The 16,415-nt window shown below is 41.6% G+C and carries 14 protein-coding genes; 9 read left to right on the forward strand and 5 right to left on the reverse strand.

Annotated elements, in window-relative coordinates; genetic code table 11:
* The first annotated feature begins 159 nt into the window (after window positions 1-159).
* The 3 genes from OQX62_RS06460 to OQX62_RS06470 all read left to right on the forward strand — a co-directional run bounded on the left by OQX62_RS06460 (window position 160) and on the right by OQX62_RS06470 (window position 2,070).
* On the forward strand, window positions 160-939 hold the full coding sequence (locus OQX62_RS06460) for an SDR family NAD(P)-dependent oxidoreductase (RefSeq protein WP_265830607.1): 780 nt from the start codon (window positions 160-162) through the stop codon (window positions 937-939).
* Between the two features lie 124 nt (window positions 940-1,063).
* Window positions 1,064-1,657, forward strand: coding sequence for a GNAT family N-acetyltransferase (locus tag OQX62_RS06465; protein WP_265830609.1), 594 nt, complete (start codon window positions 1,064-1,066; stop codon window positions 1,655-1,657).
* A gap of 17 nt (window positions 1,658-1,674) precedes the next feature.
* The gene (locus OQX62_RS06470) at window positions 1,675-2,070 is read left to right on the forward strand and encodes a winged helix-turn-helix transcriptional regulator (RefSeq protein WP_265830610.1); all 396 of its coding nucleotides are present in this window, start codon (window positions 1,675-1,677) and stop codon (window positions 2,068-2,070) included.
* Between the two features lie 72 nt (window positions 2,071-2,142).
* On the opposite strand, the gene OQX62_RS06475 is transcribed toward OQX62_RS06470, so the two are convergent.
* Window positions 2,143-2,937 carry an SDR family oxidoreductase gene (locus tag OQX62_RS06475; RefSeq protein WP_265830611.1) on the reverse strand — a complete coding sequence of 265 codons (795 nt, stop codon included), beginning with the start codon at window positions 2,935-2,937 and terminating at the stop codon, window positions 2,143-2,145.
* A gap of 169 nt (window positions 2,938-3,106) precedes the next feature.
* On the opposite strand from OQX62_RS06475, the gene OQX62_RS06480 reads away from it, so the two are divergent.
* The 4 genes from OQX62_RS06480 (at window position 3,107) to OQX62_RS06495 (ending at window position 10,597) form a co-directional block, all read left to right on the forward strand.
* Window positions 3,107-4,603, forward strand: a complete 1,497-nt coding sequence (locus OQX62_RS06480) for a DEAD/DEAH box helicase (protein ID WP_265830612.1) — start codon at window positions 3,107-3,109, stop codon at window positions 4,601-4,603.
* Window positions 4,604-4,616: 13 nt separating this feature from the next.
* Window positions 4,617-5,330, forward strand: a complete 714-nt coding sequence (locus OQX62_RS06485) for a DUF3891 family protein (protein ID WP_265830613.1) — start codon at window positions 4,617-4,619, stop codon at window positions 5,328-5,330.
* Between the two features lie 168 nt (window positions 5,331-5,498).
* Window positions 5,499-6,146 carry a hypothetical protein gene (locus tag OQX62_RS06490; protein WP_265830614.1) on the forward strand — a complete coding sequence of 216 codons (648 nt, stop codon included), beginning with the start codon at window positions 5,499-5,501 and terminating at the stop codon, window positions 6,144-6,146.
* A gap of 542 nt (window positions 6,147-6,688) precedes the next feature.
* Window positions 6,689-10,597, forward strand: a complete 3,909-nt coding sequence (locus tag OQX62_RS06495; protein ID WP_265830615.1) for a PAS domain S-box protein — start codon at window positions 6,689-6,691, stop codon at window positions 10,595-10,597.
* 260 nt (window positions 10,598-10,857) lie between these two features.
* Here the strand turns inward: OQX62_RS06495 and OQX62_RS06500 are convergent, their stop codons facing one another.
* From OQX62_RS06500 to OQX62_RS06510, 3 genes are all read right to left on the reverse strand, one after another.
* Window positions 10,858-11,871, reverse strand: coding sequence for a hypothetical protein (locus OQX62_RS06500; protein WP_265830616.1), 1,014 nt, complete (start codon window positions 11,869-11,871; stop codon window positions 10,858-10,860).
* Window positions 11,872-12,125: 254 nt separating this feature from the next.
* On the reverse strand, window positions 12,126-12,353 hold the full coding sequence (locus OQX62_RS06505) for a hypothetical protein (RefSeq protein ID WP_265830618.1): 228 nt from the start codon (window positions 12,351-12,353) through the stop codon (window positions 12,126-12,128).
* Window positions 12,354-12,555: 202 nt separating this feature from the next.
* Window positions 12,556-13,353, reverse strand: a complete 798-nt coding sequence (locus OQX62_RS06510) for an SDR family oxidoreductase (RefSeq protein ID WP_265830619.1) — start codon at window positions 13,351-13,353, stop codon at window positions 12,556-12,558.
* A gap of 129 nt (window positions 13,354-13,482) precedes the next feature.
* Between OQX62_RS06510 and OQX62_RS06515 the strand changes: the two genes are divergently transcribed.
* Window positions 13,483-13,842, forward strand: coding sequence for a winged helix-turn-helix transcriptional regulator (locus OQX62_RS06515; protein ID WP_265830620.1), 360 nt, complete (start codon window positions 13,483-13,485; stop codon window positions 13,840-13,842).
* 474 nt (window positions 13,843-14,316) lie between these two features.
* On the opposite strand, the gene OQX62_RS06520 is transcribed toward OQX62_RS06515, so the two are convergent.
* Window positions 14,317-15,069 carry a hypothetical protein gene (locus OQX62_RS06520; protein WP_265830621.1) on the reverse strand — a complete coding sequence of 251 codons (753 nt, stop codon included), beginning with the start codon at window positions 15,067-15,069 and terminating at the stop codon, window positions 14,317-14,319.
* A 444-nt stretch (window positions 15,070-15,513) separates the two neighbouring features.
* Here OQX62_RS06520 and OQX62_RS06525 point away from each other — a divergent pair, with 444 nt between their 5' ends.
* A complete protein-coding gene (locus OQX62_RS06525; protein ID WP_265830622.1) occupies window positions 15,514-16,407 on the forward strand; it encodes a helix-turn-helix domain-containing protein in 894 nt (297 codons plus the stop codon).
* Window positions 16,408-16,415: the final 8 nt, after the last annotated feature.

Genomic DNA, 16,415 nt, shown 5'->3' on the forward strand with positions numbered 1-16,415 from the left:
TTCTTTCCGTCCATAAATATAGTTAAAAGAGTGTTAGGAATAAACAGCAGTTAGTCAGCAGCCAATTAACATGATGATGTCACAAACATATTCCGAAAAAACAATCAGTCAGCTCTTCAGGTTTTAGTTATATAAGTTTAAACATTCAATCTTAATATTATGAGTTCGTTACAAGGAAAAATTGCGTTAGTTACAGGAGCATCAAGAGGTATTGGTCAGGGTATTGCGGTAAGTTTAGCAAAGGCAGGCGCTGATATTGCATTAGCTGATATCAGTATTGATGTATTAGAAGAGACAATAAAATTAGTAGAGCAGGAAGGTGTAAAAGTAAAAGCATACCAGGTTGATGTTACCCAGTTTGAAACCGTAAGAACGATGGTTCAGGCTGTGGCTTCAGAATTTGGTACCTTAGATATAGCCGTTAACAATGCAGGTGTATTGGGCATCCATAAAGTGATTGATATGACCGGCGATCAGTGGGATCAGATCATGAACGTAAACGCAAAAGGTGTATTTTTATGCAGTAAAGCTGAGCTGGAAGTGATGTTGCCAAATAAATCCGGCCGCATTATCAATGTATCATCTATTTTAGGTAAAACAGGAATGTCTGATGTATCTGCTTACAGTGCATCTAAATTTGCAGTGATTGGTTTCACTAATTCACTGGCTAAAGAAGTAGCTAAAGAAGGTATCACCGTAAATGCTCTATGTCCTGGTATCGTAGGTACAGGAATGTGGAGAGGTGATAAAGGATTGGCGCAAGCTTTTGCGAAAGACGGGGAAACAGAAGAGCAATCATGGGAAAGAAATCAGGAGAGCCTTTTACCTCAGGGAGAAGCGCAGACGCCGGAAGATATGGGACAGTTAGCTGTTTACCTGGCTTCAGCACCACACGTTACCGGACAGGCAATTGCTGTTGATGGTGGTTTCGGATTATAATCTGATATACTAAAATATAGAAGGTCCTTTCATTCATTTGAAGGGACCTTTTTGTATAAATTATCAGGTTGCAAGCCCTGCTGTTGAGTCAAAAGATATTATTTTTGTTGTAAGATTTTTACTGATGGAAGAGAGAAATAAGGATAGGTCAATTACTTTTGAGGTAGCTACTACAGATGCACATTTTGAGCAGATTTTGGAGCTGCAAAAACAAAACCATTATACCAGTATAAGTGAAGCACAGCAATTGACAGAAGGGTTTGTATTTGCTGCGCATGATATGCGTATATTGAAGTTAATGGCTGCTACTGCACCGCAGATTATTGCACTTAGCGGGGATAAGGTTGTGGGTTATAATCTGGGTATGACCTGTGATATGGAACAGGAGTTGCCAAGTCTGATACCGATGTTCCAGGAATTCAGGAAATGGACTTACCAGGGCAAACCTTTGATGGATTACCAGTTCATAGTGGGCGGACAAGTTTGTGTACACAAAGATTTCCGGGGCAGGGGATTGATCCGTCAGTTGTATCAGCAAACAAAGGAGGTGACTGCTGGTCAGTATCAGCTCTGTGTAACTGAGATTTCTGTGAGAAATACAACCTCCCTGAAGGCACATCAGAAGTTAGGATTTGAGATCCTGGGCGTATATAACGATGGGGTGGAAGATTGGAACCTGGTGGTGTGGAAATATGAAGTGGCAAAGCCTTATTTTTAATCAAAAATTGATCAGCTATGTACGAGAGAAAAATTCCTGTTGATATTGATTGTGGAATGGAGATGGCACGCGAGGTTTTAATAGGTAAATGGAAAATGCATTTACTGTATTACATTTCTCAGGGGGTAGTCCGTCCGGGTCAGCTGCAAAAGAAAATTCCCGGTGCTTCACGCAGGGTATTGAACATACAACTGAATGAACTGGAAGCACAGGGAATGGTCTCTAAAATTATTTACAATCAGCTGCCACTGAAGGTGGAGTATAGTTTAACCGATATTGGTGAAAGCATTTTACCCGTTATTGCGGTTATTGGCAATTGGGGCGCAGATCATTTCGACCATTTACAGCAGGTGTTTCTAAATAACCCACGCTTAAAAGTTGACCAAACCAAACTCGAAGCAAGAGCAGTGTAAGCCCGCTTAGGTGTAGGGTCGTGATAGATTTTTATGCTGATTTTTCTAAGTTTATTGGTTGTTTATAGTGTTTTATATTGTTCTTATGGTGCCGCCGTCAATGATATATTCTGTACCCGTTAAATAAGCGGCTCGTGGTGATACCAGAAAACCTACCAATTCTGCTACTTCTTCAGGTTCTGCAGGTCTGCCCATTGGTATCCCGCCCAGCGCGTCCATTACACTTTGTGTGGCTTCTTCTATCGTGATATTTGAACTTTCTGCTATCCGCTCCATCATTCTCACAGATGCCGTCGTTTTTATCCAGCCTGGTGAAACTGTGAGCACCCTCACCCCCTTTCTGGCAACTTCGTTTGACAGTGACTTGCTGTAATTGAGCAATCCCGCTTTTGCGGCAGCATAAGGTAACGTAGAATCGTATAATGGTAATTTTGCCTGTGTAGAAGCTACATGTATAATCACTCCGGAACCTTTTTCCAGCATAAAAGGCAATAAGCCCCTGTCCAATCTCACTGGTGCCATTAAATTGAGTTGTAACGTGTCTGTCCAGTGCTGATCTGTCAAAACCGCGAAACCGCCGCCAGGCGTTTCAGAACCGCCCATAGAATTCACCAGAATATCGATCCCTCTAAAGTGTTGTTCAATGTGCCGCACTACGATTCCCGTTCCTTCTTCCGTACTCAGATCGGCCGCAATAAAATGGAATCTTTCGTCTGTTTCCTCAGGTTGATTTCTTGCTGTAATGATTACCCGGGCTCCCGCAGCTGCAAGTCGTTCTGCAATTGCTTTTCCGGCGCCTTTAGTTCCGCCAGTCACTAATGCTATTTTTCCTGTTAATTCTGTACTGATGTCAAAATTGCTTTTCATTTCTTCTGCTTTTTTATCATACAATAATCAGCAGTATTTCAGTTGTTTACAAGTACGGAAAAGCTATTCCCATAGGGGTAAATTTATCCCTATCACCTTGGAATGAAATTAAATGCAATTTAATTTATGCCGGGAACAAACTTTCGGCAGAATTCGTAGTTGTAGCTTCATGAAAAAATTATATCATTATCAGGAAAGTGATATTACGCTCCTTTTCGAAAAGCTGGAACAAAATCCGGGCAATCATCGTCTGCTTTACCAATTGCCTACAGGCGGGGGTAAAACGGTTATATTTTCGGAGATCGCCGGCAGGTTCATCAAAAAATACAACAAAAAAGTAATCGTACTTACCCATAGGGTAGAGCTGTGCAGGCAAACTTCTGCAGTTTTATCGATGACGGCCATCAGTAATAAGATCATCAACAGTGCCGTTAAAAAGATATCCAGGAAAGATGGTTATGGCTGTTATGTGGCCATGGTAGAGACCCTGAAAAACCGGATCAATGAGGGCTTGATTAACGTGGATGATGTGGGTCTGGTTATTGTAGATGAGGCGCACCACAATTCATTCCATAAGCTGCTTGGAAAGTTTAAGAACGCTGCTGTGATTGGTGTTACCGCTACCCCTTTCAGTTCAGACATCAACCTGCCCATGCGTAAAAACTACAACGAACTGGTGGTTGGCGCTGAAATCGGTTCTTTGATTGAGCAGGGCTTCCTGGCCAAACCTTCTACCTGGAGGTACGATGTGGAATTGAATACCTTAAAAACCGGGCTTCATGGAGATTTCACCGTAAGTACTTCTGATGAATTATACACCTCGCAAGCCATGCTCGATTTGCTGGTCCATGCTTATGAAGCGCATGCTAAAAATAAAAAGACCCTGATCTTTAACAATGGAATTTTCACTTCCCGGAAAGTAGAGGAAGTTTTTTCAGCTTTAGGTTATCCCATCAAACACCTGGACAATAAGACGAGTGCTACTGAAAGAGCAGAGATTTTGAAGTGGCTGAAAAAAACAAAAGGAGCCATCCTTACTTCGGTCTCCATTCTGACTACAGGTTTTGACGAACCCTCTATTCAAACCGTAATCCTGAACAGGGCAACTACCTCACTTACACTTTATCATCAGATGATCGGCAGGGCCTCGAGGCGACTACCGCAAAAGAAAACCTTTAGCATTATTGACCTGGGTAACAATACTGACCGTTTCGGAGAATGGTCTGCGCCGGTAGACTGGAAACACGTTTTTGAAAATCCGGAGGCCTATCATGAAATGCTGACCAGTAAAACCAGTTATGAGGCACACCAGATGCCTTCTGATATGCGCAGTAAATTTCCAAACAGCAGGGAGATCTCTTTTGACGTGCAGGCAGCACATCAGGCGGCCGTAGAAAGCGGGCAGAAGGCAAACATTGTGATCAGGGATTCAATCCGTCAGCATGCATTGATGTGTGTAGATAACAGCGCGACTGTTTTGGAGGCTCTTGAACTCACCGAAGAACTGACAAAAGAAATTGACTGGAGAATCAAACAATATGGTAAATGTCTTGGTAGAGTAACTAAGAACTATACCGACTGGCTGCGGGAAGATTATCATGCGAGATTAGAAAAACTCGTGCAGAAGATTATGAGTCGCAGGGCAGTACTCAAAACAGCAGTATAATTATCAAGGAAATATGATTGTAAATTACACCGAATCTGGATGGGAAATTATTACCCAGCGCTCACATGGGCTGCTTGCCGCGCAGATCTGTGCACACTGGAAAAAGAATGACCAGCCTGAACGGTGGGTAGATACGCTCATCGCGACCGCTGAGCATGATGACGTATACAATGAGTTTGAGAATGAAGATTTACTGAACCCGAGCGGAGGACCTGTCAATTTCAAAAACACCAGTTTTAAAAAAGAATATGCCGACCGGCTCATTGCCATGGCAGAAACCAAGAGTGCTTATATTGCACTTTTAATCTCCAGGCATATTCAGTTTGTCCATGGTCCGGATTCTAAAGCTGCCTCTTTTATCAAAGCGCTCAGAGAGCGGGAAAAGAAGTGGATCAACGTAGCTCAAAGCAGCCAGGAGGAAGTGCGCAGGGGATATGAATTGCTTGAATTCTGTGATGCCTTTTCCTTGCTCATCTGCCAGCAGCAGATACAGCCAGAACAACGTAAGATTGAAATCAGTAGTGGCCCGGATGGAACTGCCTACGAAATGCATGCAGTGGGTGAGGGATTGCAGGTTAATCCCTGGCCATTTGAAGAAACTTCCTTTGTAGTGAGTTATGAATCCAGGATCTTACCGCAAATGGCTTTTAAAAGTACAGCCGAGTTCAGGACGATGATAGCAGATGCTGACGTGAAGACCCATCACTTGCGGCTAACTGGAATGTAAGTTTGAACCAACATGAAAAAATTGCTTACAGCTGTTTCTGTTATTGGCTTTGGAACCTTTCTTTTTTATCACTACATATTTAATAAAGTGGTATTGAGGCTCAGCATGAACAATGAATTCCCCCTTTCAATAGTTATTTTTTCATTTTGTTGGATCTTCCTGGCTCTGATGATTTTCGATTTGATCTACAGGAAGTTTTTTAGTCTGGTTGCCGCACCAGCGTTCTATTTAATGGCCTTTTTTACTGCAAAGGATGCGCTGTGGGCTTCTGAACTCCTGTGGGATAGAAATTATCTGCTTGTTGGAATCATTCTCGCCATTTACGCGTTTTCACTCTTTGCTATTGTGTACCGTTTTGATCCTAAATTCAAATGGATCATGAAAGGCAATACAGAAAAAGAGTCTGCCACTGGTTGGGTGGTGCTTAGTCTCTGGAACAAAGTAGTGACTGTAATTGGACTCAGCATATTGACTATATTTGCTTTATATGTTCCCTACAAAGTGATATTGGTTTCTGGATATCTGATTAACAAAACCCCAATAGAAAAACACGCAAAAGTAATAGGGCTTGGCGAAAGTCATGGTAAAAACTTTCACCATAGGTACTGGGTCATTGAACTCGATGGGAGGCAGGAGACATTTTGGGTATATGCTGCTGCAAATACAACACCTGACGATAAAAACAATTGCGCTACGCATACAGGACCTGAAGTAGGATCAACATTAGTAATGATGGGACGTGAAGGAGTTTTTGGATTTTCTTTTGATAAGGTAGTCAGGATTTTGGATGCGCAAGGGGAGGTTATCTGCAAGTAGTATCAAGAGGAGTTTAAAAACCCCTTTTATTTCACAAATTCATTCCCATGACAACAATGACAATCAGTGTGCCTGATTTTCTAGTGGCTGATCATCAGAGTACAGTTAGATTGCCTGGCGGCAAAACTCTATGAATCGGGTAAATTATCTTTAGGACAAGCTGCGGAAATGGTACTTCTTGGGCGCTGTCGACGACCTCTAACATCATTTTTATGTGCCTGATTTGATCGGCAGGGAGTTTACTAGTTTTCCCCTTCCTCCTATAGCACTTTTAGCCCTTTGTGCTTAAAACTCTTTATCATGCTAATATTGTAAGGTGTAAAGCTACACTTGTCAAGTGATGGATGCAAAAATCATAATATCTTGTCTCTAAAAATCAATTACAGCATCAGGCACTTCATTACATGTACAAAAAAGTATTGCCATATCCACCATATTAAGCTTGCTTTTTAGGAGAAACAGGCATTACATACCTGTCCTATATATATATTGTTGAATGCTATATTTTTTAGTTAAATTAAGCTCTTTAAATATTTCTGCCTATGGATAAGTTAGTGCTGCCAGCAAATGAACAAGACCGCTTAAAGGCGTTGAAAAACTATGAAATTCTGAATTCGCTGTCTGAGCAGGAGTATGACAGGATCACGTCCCTCGCTGCCATAATTTGTCAGACACCAATTTCACTGATTACATTAGTAGACGAAGATCGGCAATGGTTTAAATCAAAAGTTGGTTTAGATATCGATCAAACTTCCAGAGAAATTGCATTCTGTCACTATACCATCATGGATAAAGTGCTTTTTGAAGTTCCTGACGCAGATACAGATCAGCGGTTTAGAGATAATCCGCTGGTAACGCAAGATCCTCACGTGAAATTTTATGCGGGATATCCGCTGATCGATCCTGCCGGATATCAGATAGGTACGCTATGTGTAATAGACAGAAAGCCTAACCGTCTTAATGACCAGCAAAAGGAAGCTTTACATTTGCTAAGCCAGGAGGTGATGCAATTGATCACTGAACGAAGATTGAAGGAAGAGCTAAGGAATTTTGAAAAGCTGTTCTTGTTATCTAACGACCTCATCTGCGTAGCAGGCACGGATGGTTTTTTTAGAAAAGTAAATCCGGCTTTTAATAAAATATTAGGCTGGTCTGAAGCAGAGATATTAGCAAAAACGATTTTTGATCTGGTACATCCGCTGGATGAGTTGCGTACTGTTGCCGAAATGGAAAAATTGAAAAAAGGGCAATCAATTATTAATTTTGAACATCGTCTCCAGACCGCATCTGGCAATTACAAGACATTTCAATGGGTTATCAGTCCAGAGGAAAATACAGGTAACTTATTTGCTGTGGGACGAGACGTTACCCAAATCAGGGAAAGCGAGGAGAAACTGGCTGAAAAAGAAGCTGATCTGCGAGCCGTAGTTGAAAACTCCCAGGGCCTTATCTGTACCCACGACCTAAATGGTAATTTTTCATCAGTCAATCAGGCGGGTGCAACCATTATGGGTTATAGCGTAGCTGAGCTAATAAAAATGAGTCTTTTTGATATCATTCCAGCGGAACGGCACGTTTACCTGAGTACTTATCTGAATCATATAGCGAAAACCGGCAGCGGAGCCGGACGAATGCTGGTCATCCATAAGGATGGAAGCTTAAAAACGCTGCTTTTTAATAATGTACTGGAAAAAAGGCCTGGTAAAAATCCCTATGTGATCGGTAATGCCTTGGATATTACAGAAAGCAAGAAAATGGAAATGCGTCTTTCACAGTTATCTGAAATGCTCAGGCAAACCAATCAGGTAGCCAGGGTTGGTGGATGGCAACTTGATCTTTCTACAAAAGAAGTTTACTGGACACAAGTCACAAGGGAAATTCATGATTTACCGGAAGAAATTGAGCCGGACCTGCAAACCGGAATCAATTTTTATAAAGAAGGTTCAGGTCGCGAGAGCATAATTGGCGCCATTAACCAGGCAATTGCTGATGGCAAATCATGGGATATAGAAGTGCAGATTGTTACCTATACGGGCAATGAAATCTGGGTAAAATCAATGGGAAACGCGATTTTTGAGGATGGTAAATGCGTAAGACTGTATGGCTCTTTTCAGGATATAGACCGCAGAAAAAAAACAGAGTTAGAGGTGGAGCGGTCAAGAGCAATTCTTTCTTCATTTGCCACTCATGCACCTGCCGCAGTTGCGATGCTGGATAAAAATATGAACTATATTGCAGTGAGCAACCGCTGGCTGGAGGATTATGGTCTTCAAGGTAAAGATATTATTGGCGGCTCATATTATGATTATTTTTCTTTTATAACTATTGAGGGCAGGCAGCGGCATCAGCGAATTCTCCAGGGTGAAATAGAGCGGAAAGAAGAAGATATTTTTATACCTGTTGATAGCCAGCAAAAGCAATACATCACCTGGGAGATGCGACCCTGGTTTGCAGCAGACGGCAGCATTGGAGGAATGATGATCTTTACACAAAACATTACTTCAGCTATAGAGCAGCGCAATGAGTTAGCTCAGGCAAAATTGGCAGCAGAGCAGGCCAGCATAGCCAAATCAGACTTTTTATCTAATATGAGCCATGAAATCCGAACCCCTTTAAACGGAGTAATCGGATTTACAGATCTGGTGCTGAAGACCGAGCTCAATGATACACAGTTACAATACCTTTCTATCGTTAATCAATCTGCTAACGCGCTGCTGGGTATTATCAATGATATCCTGGATTTCTCCAAAATTGAGGCGGGTAAGTTGGAATTAGACATAGAGGAGTGTGACCTGTATGAGATCAGCGGGCAGGCGACCGACATCATTTCCTATCAAGTACAAAAGAAAGGGTTAGAGATGCTGCTGCATTTGCCTCCAGATCTGCCAAGATTTATATGGACAGACTCAGTACGTTTGAAACAGATTTTGGTTAACCTGCTTGGCAATGCGGCAAAGTTTACCGAGAAGGGCGAAATAGAACTTAAAATTGAGGTACTGGAGCAACAGGCAGACCGGTCTCTGTTCCGTTTTGGCGTGAGAGATACGGGAATTGGGATCAGGGCAGATAAAAAAGAAAAAATATTTGAAGCCTTTGCCCAGGAAGATGGTTCTACCACAAAAAAATATGGAGGCACGGGCTTAGGTCTGGCAATTACAAATAAACTGCTGGGCTTGATGAACAGCAAGCTTGAATTGGATACGATCCTTGGAAAGGGAAGCGAATTCTTTTTTGAGGTATGGATGCAGTGTGAGCAAGGTGAAGCCAAAGTGTGGGAAGATATCAGCTGGATACAGAAGGTGCTGATAGTGGATGATAATATGAACAACAGGACGATCCTTGAAGAAATGCTCCTGCTAAAAGGGATTATTTGTACACAAGCTAAAAATGGTTTTGAGGCTTTACAGATTTTAGCGTCAGGGGAACATTTTGATGTGATCCTGATGGATTATCATATGCCATATCTGGATGGCCTGGATACAATCCGTCAGATTCGGGAGAGTTTCGGTGATAGTGAAAGCTTACAGCCAATTGTATTGCTATTCAGCTCTGCTGATGATGAAAAAATAATTCGTCTGTGTGAGGAGTTGCAGGTCAATTCAAGATTGGTAAAACCAGTTAAAATGACGGAATTGTATGCATTGCTATCGCATGTATTACTTAAAGACAAACCTCAATCTTCTGCTGTAAAAGATACTTCAGTGGAAATCACAAAAGCAGCCATTCGTATTCTTGTGGCAGACGATAACCCGGTAAATATGCTCCTGGCAAAAACAATTATCTCAAGAGCAGCGGCGAATGCAGAAGTGATTGAAGCCAGAAATGGCGTAGAAGCCATAGAACATTTTAAGACAGCCATGCCAGACCTGATTTTAATGGATGTGCAAATGCCAGAGATGAATGGTTACGAAGCTACTACTGCCATCAGGAATCTGGAAACTGGTGGCAACCGGGTACCCATCATTGCTTTGACCGCCGGAAACGTAAAAGACGAGCGTGAGAGATGTGTAAATGCTGGCATGGATGACTTTGTAGTGAAACCCGTGATTGAAGATACGGTCATACAGATCCTCAAAAAGTGGTTGCATTTGGAGGGATTTGAAGATACTTTTAGTGCTGTTCAAGCTGAAGATCTGCAGCATTTTAATCCTGAAATTTTACGCGGACATATTGGTGATGATGCGCTGATCCTCGCTGAGATTCTGTCACTCACCAAAATCCAGTTAAGGCAATCTTTATCGGTGCTTCAGACGGCTATAGATAGGAATGAAAAAGAAAAGATATCGGCTGAAGGCCATAAAGTTTATGGTACAGCGGTGTCGGCCGGGCTGCCTAAACTCGCTAAACTGGCCCGGGAAATAGAGATTTCTAAAGATGCATCTGTCCTTTCTGCCACCAGCATGTTCGGGGCACTGCGTGATGAAGTAGAAATCTGTATGCAGTTGATGTGATGTTTACCGTCCTTGTGATCAGCAATTGAGCCTAATGCGTATAGCCATAGCTATACGCATTAGGCTCAATTGCCACCTGCAGTTTCATTTAACAATTCATTTGTCAGGATTTTTTCAATGACAAAGCTTTCAGTTCTGCAATTTTTCCATTTTCGAAGCGCCAGACGTCGCAATGATCATAGTAATTTCCCTTGTCACGGTTACATAAATACCATCCTTTTGTGAATTGTTAAATGTTGCTCAGATACACTGATTAAGTTCTACAAACTTTCCCAGGTTTCTTCAATTATTTCGATTCCAAATTCTTCTAACCGGTTGCTGATATGATCAGTGGTGATCATAGTTTCCGGAAGATACAAACCCCCGGTTTGTTGTTCAGATTGTCCATTCAAGCCCAATATCTTTTCTGTGATTAAATATACGCCCACGGCTGTGAGATGCGAATTCCCTTTTGGGCCGGATAAAATCGTTTTGAGTTTCCTTTTTTCGCCGGATAGTAGTGTGCCCTCAATGATAATGTATAAATCATGAGAAGCTTCGACGCCCTTACTAGTCCCTATAGATTCCCCTGTAATAAAGTCGAATCGAATATTTTTCGCACTCGTAAAAGCGGCTATGCTCGGAACATCGAGCGTACTGAGTGGGTAACCTGTTGCTGATGAATGATTGTGCAAATCAATAGTTCGCGGGTTTTCTTTTGCTTGTAATGATAGCCAATTTCCGCCCTTGCGAATGAGCGCCTCACCAACAAAACCACTCACTTCGTTTGCCACCAGCGGCCCTACGCTATCTTTTGGGTCATATAATCCTGCAAGTTCGATAGTTTCTATTTGACTGAATTTATTCGCTTGTTGCCTGACCATCAGGGTTAATATTCCCGCTTGCCAATGACCTGCGTATACAACAGGCGCAAGAATCGTTTTGTGAAGGCCTAGAAATGCTGTGGGAGAAATTTGATCCCCTAATTCGCTTACAGCAATACATGCAATGCCATTTAAGATAGCAGTTTCTCTTAAGATATTGCTGCGATCATCTACTGCTGATATAATCAGGTCAATTTTCTTAAATTGACTTAGCTCGAAGCCTTCTTTGAGATTGATATAGGCTGTTTCTGAATGATTTAATTCCTCTGCTAAAGCTATTCCGTTTTGCGGATTTCTGCCTGCAAGAATAAGTTCGATATGCTGATCAGCTTGTCTGATGAGTCTTGCGATGTTACTTCCAACCATGCCATAACCGCCCACAATTAAAATTCGTTTTTTCTGTGATTCCATATTAAATTTTTTAATTATATAATTTTACATTTTGTAATTCATTGCCGGTTAGTAATCAAATTGATATTGCGAGGGCTATTTTTTTTCCCTTCATCCGATATCGTTTCATACTGCCATATGCCCGGATTCGTATATTTAAGACAAAGTTATGGTTGCATATAAACTTTCGTGTATTGCCCGCTAATTGTTAGGTACTATAAAAAATGTAAGTAATGAAGAGGCCTTGTTCAAGGTCAGTCATGATTTTGGTGCTGCTATAGAAACGAAATCCGAGGTTTATTCAGGGATATTTCTATCGGCACCACCAGTTTGCTGAAATCTGTTTTCAGCTGAGGGGATTCACCTTTAACGGCGTCTTGTTTATTCGGTTTGATGAAATGTTTACGCAGATCCTGTTTTCCGATGCCGGAAAAAGCCTTCAGGCCGAAGTTCAGGAATTCCTTCGGGATACTGGATAGCAACCAGTACTGTCTTTGTTTCATATGGCAAATTGTTTGCGGGCACCATGGTGCTAATATGAGTATTATAATAGGGTTGACTGCATATTTAGGAGGGGTTGATATAGGCAGCATTATAGGGTTGGAATAGTAAAACACTATACCAACCCTATGTTAACCCTAAACCAACACATATTTGTCCTACACTGGAGTAAGTTTACTTCTGCTCCTTGCTTTTGATAAAAAGTTACCGGACAACTGGAAAATTCCCTCCATCGATATGGTAATTTGTACCTGTGATATAAGATGCATTAGGAGAAACCAGGAAGTACACCAGTTCTGCTGTCTCTTCCGGCTGGGCCATTCTGCCGAGGGGTACACCGCCCACCCGGTTGAATAGATTTTGCGTCATTTCTTCTACAGAAATTCCCGCGTTTTTCGCCAGGTCATTAAGAAAGTTGGACATGGCTTCAGTTTTGTTCAGTCCGGGTGATACCGTTACTACCCTCACACCCTGTGGCGCCACCTCATCAGAAAGCGCTTTGCTGTAAGCATTCAGGGCAGCCTTGGCCGAAGTGTATGCCATGGTAGATTCCCATATCGGGAATTGTCCGGTGGTAGACGAGATATGAATGATAACACCGTTTTTGCGAGTCAGCATATGGGGAAGTAACGCTTTGTCCAATCTGACAGAGGAAAATAGGTTGACTTGAAATGCCTGGTTCCAATCTTCATCATTCAGTGTACCAAAGCCACCTCCCGGAAAAGTGTTTGCGCCCATGTTGTTGATCAGGATATCTACGCCGCCAAATTGTGCGGTAATTTCTTCCGCTACCCGGGTTACATCTTCCGGCCGGGACAGGTCTGCCGCAATGAAAAGATAAGGTAACCCCGCCTCAGCAGGCTGATTACGTGCCGTAACGATCACGGTAGCACCTGCCGCAGCCAATCTGGCTGCAATGGCTTTGCCTATTCCTTTTGTACCACCAGTTACCAGTGCGATTTTACCTGCAAGATTTTGATCCGTTTGTTTTTGATTATTCATAGTCTTGAAAATAGTTTACTTTTGTTTCGCAAAGAAACTAAAACCAAACCAGTCATTCTGGAATCTGCCGGATATTGGTGGTTACGCCAATGTAACTAAAGGCAATTAGTGGTAACATAAAGGTAACTAATGAGAAAAGCACTTCAAAACCCCGACAACTGCGCCGTCGTACGCACGATGGGATACATTGGCGGTAAATGGAAACCTATCGTATTGATCAGGATATTTACCGGTGTAAAAATTCGTTTTGGTAAACTAGCGGTGCAAATGCCCGATATTTCCCGAAAGATACTGTCAAAGCAACTCAAAGAGCTGGAAGAGGACAGGCTGATCATAAGGCAAAGTTATATGGAAAAGCCACCGCGGGTAGAGTATGAACTAAGCGAATTGGGAAAAACGCTGATTCCGGTGTTAAAAGCGATGAATGACTGGGGAGAGCAGATGGAAAATCCGGGTTCATGTTCAACATGGAATCCTGTAGTAGAATGACCAGGGGTGCTGTTAAGCAAAATCATATCTTTAAGAATTTTCAAGCAAAAAGGGGGATTTTTTAACAAGTATATAGGTCTGCCTGTATCGTAAAGCACTTCGCACTGTTTTCACTTGGATATATAAAAACTCAGTTATTGAGAATAAATTAAAAAAATAGATTTAGTTAAATGGAGACTATACTCAAAGCATTCGTTAGCCCAACTTAGCAAATTCCAGATGGATTTTACAATAATCTTATTTGGAACATTAGACATGTTATTATAACCCAGCAAAAGTTGATATACAAAGCGCAAATTTACAAGAGTATATCTCAGATGAGTTGTTTGATCGAACCTGTTTCTGAAAATGAAGCCAATAGTTTGTCGGGCCGCCTGAAATATTATTTCTAAAATTGAGCGTGGTGAGACTAATTCTGTTGTAGATTTCCGGATTTAAGTGTACTCAGGTTTGAGGGAACCAATATCGCGCTCTTTATGAACATAGGTCCATTTCTACTTTGGTAACTTGTTGATACTGCGCAAGCCCTTTCATTAAATTCTTTAGGATATCAGGGCTGGCTGCATCAATATAAATGAGCAGACGACCGTCTTTTTCAAGTTCAATCTTCCAGTTATGGACCGCTTGCAGGATGGGACCTGCATTCTTTCCTCTTTCTCTTTCATCGGCCAATTGGTTAAATTTCAAGAAGATGTGATTCAACGTTTCGCTAATTGAGTTAAACAGTCCTTTTTCATTAATTGTCACATATACATGCATAGTATATGCATAATTCCTGATTTCCAACTCAAAGGGAAGATTTTTCATCTTGAAAGGAGCTCTCTTGTCAACATCAGCTGCGAGTTCCTCGTAATATTTTTTGGGTGTTAGTCCTTCCATCCAACATTCCAGATCCTCTTCGTCAAACTCTTCGTCAGCAATAGATATAAGCTTGCCAGACTTTGATTTCCAGCAAAAACTGATCTCATGGCCTATGCCATCAGCGATATAAAGAACAATATTTATACGTGACAGCTCATTTTCTACCTCATAAAATTTAATACCCCGGTCCTGTGACCCCATTGTGATTGTAATTTGTGCCGAGGGGGATAAACCTGTTCCCAGTTTAAATAACGTAACCACCTTCCTGTCCATAAAATCATAAAAATGTTCGCTAAATTTTACTGATGCAGCTTCGTTGTACCAACCCATGATTCTTGGGCTTTTTGAAAAAAAGTGAGTGGCCATATTTAATACTTATAACATATATGCTAATCTAACAATTCTGTATGCAAGGGCAAAACTAGCTGCATCATCTAGAATACCTACGCCAGCTGAGGCGACATCTTCAACTATGGTACCAACAACAATCGCGGTGCCTGTAGTAATCGCAGCTGCTCTAATTGCTAAAATAACATCTCTGTTTTGAGGATCTTTCCGAAATTCTACAATTATAGTTCTCCATGGTAAAATCCCTGCTGTGGTATGTTATAGGAGTTGCTCTGGCATCAGGCGTGAATCACCCGGTGTCCAGCTATTGCTGTCAGGCGTCAGGTATATTTCCAGAATCACGCTACTTGTTGGTCGGCCACTTATATGTATTCCTGTATCACTTACCAAAATTCCTGATTGGCCTGCCAAAATGATTATATAGCGAATTCTTATTCTAATTTTGAAATAGAACATTTGCCAATGGGACCGATAGCCAAACTGGAGAGTATCACTCAATTTAATGAAGAAAGGGGGCAGGAGACGCTCCATCCATTGATTACTTTATTAGATCAATCCAAATCGAAACCGATCAGGGTACATCGCTTTCTATCAGAGTTATACATTATTTTTCTTAAGCATGAAAAATGCGCTGATATACTGTATGGTCGCAGTCAATACGATTATCAGGAAGAATCGCTGCTGTTTATCGCCCCGGGTCAGCTTGCTGGTTTTGAGGAAGACGGCACCATGTTACAGCCTAACGGCTTGGCCCTTGCTTTTCATCCGGACCTGATCAGGGGAACAGCACTAGGAAAGACGATGAGAGATTACCATTTTTTCTCCTACGATGTGAAAGAGGCACTACATGTTTCTGCCAGGGAAAAGCAGATTTTGCTGGAATGTTTTGGGAAAATAGGCTATGAACTTATTCATCCTACAGACAAACATAGTCGTAAGCTGATCGTTAGCAATATCGAATTGTTACTGAATTACTGTGAACGTTTTTATGACCGCCAGTTCATTAGCAGGGAGTATGTGAATAAAGATATATTGACAAAGTTTGAAGAACTGATCGACAATTATTTTATAGCAGATCAGCGTTTAGCAGGGCTGCCGACTGTAGGCTACTGCGCTGAACAACTTCATTTATCTCCAAAATATTTTGGAGACCTCATCAGGAAAGAAACAGGTCAGTCTGCACAGGAATACATTCAAAATAAGGTAATTGCTGTAGCCAAAGAAAAGATTTTTGATACCAGCAAATCGATAAGTGAAATTGCTTATGAAATGGGTTACAAATATCCCCAGCATTTTACGCGTATGTTTAAGCAGCATGTGGGACAATCTCCGCAAGATTTCAGATCACTAAATTAAGATACACA

Origin of the sequence: Pedobacter sp. MR2016-24 (genome assembly GCF_026239655.1) — a bacterium.
Lineage (GTDB): Bacteria > Bacteroidota > Bacteroidia > Sphingobacteriales > Sphingobacteriaceae > Pedobacter.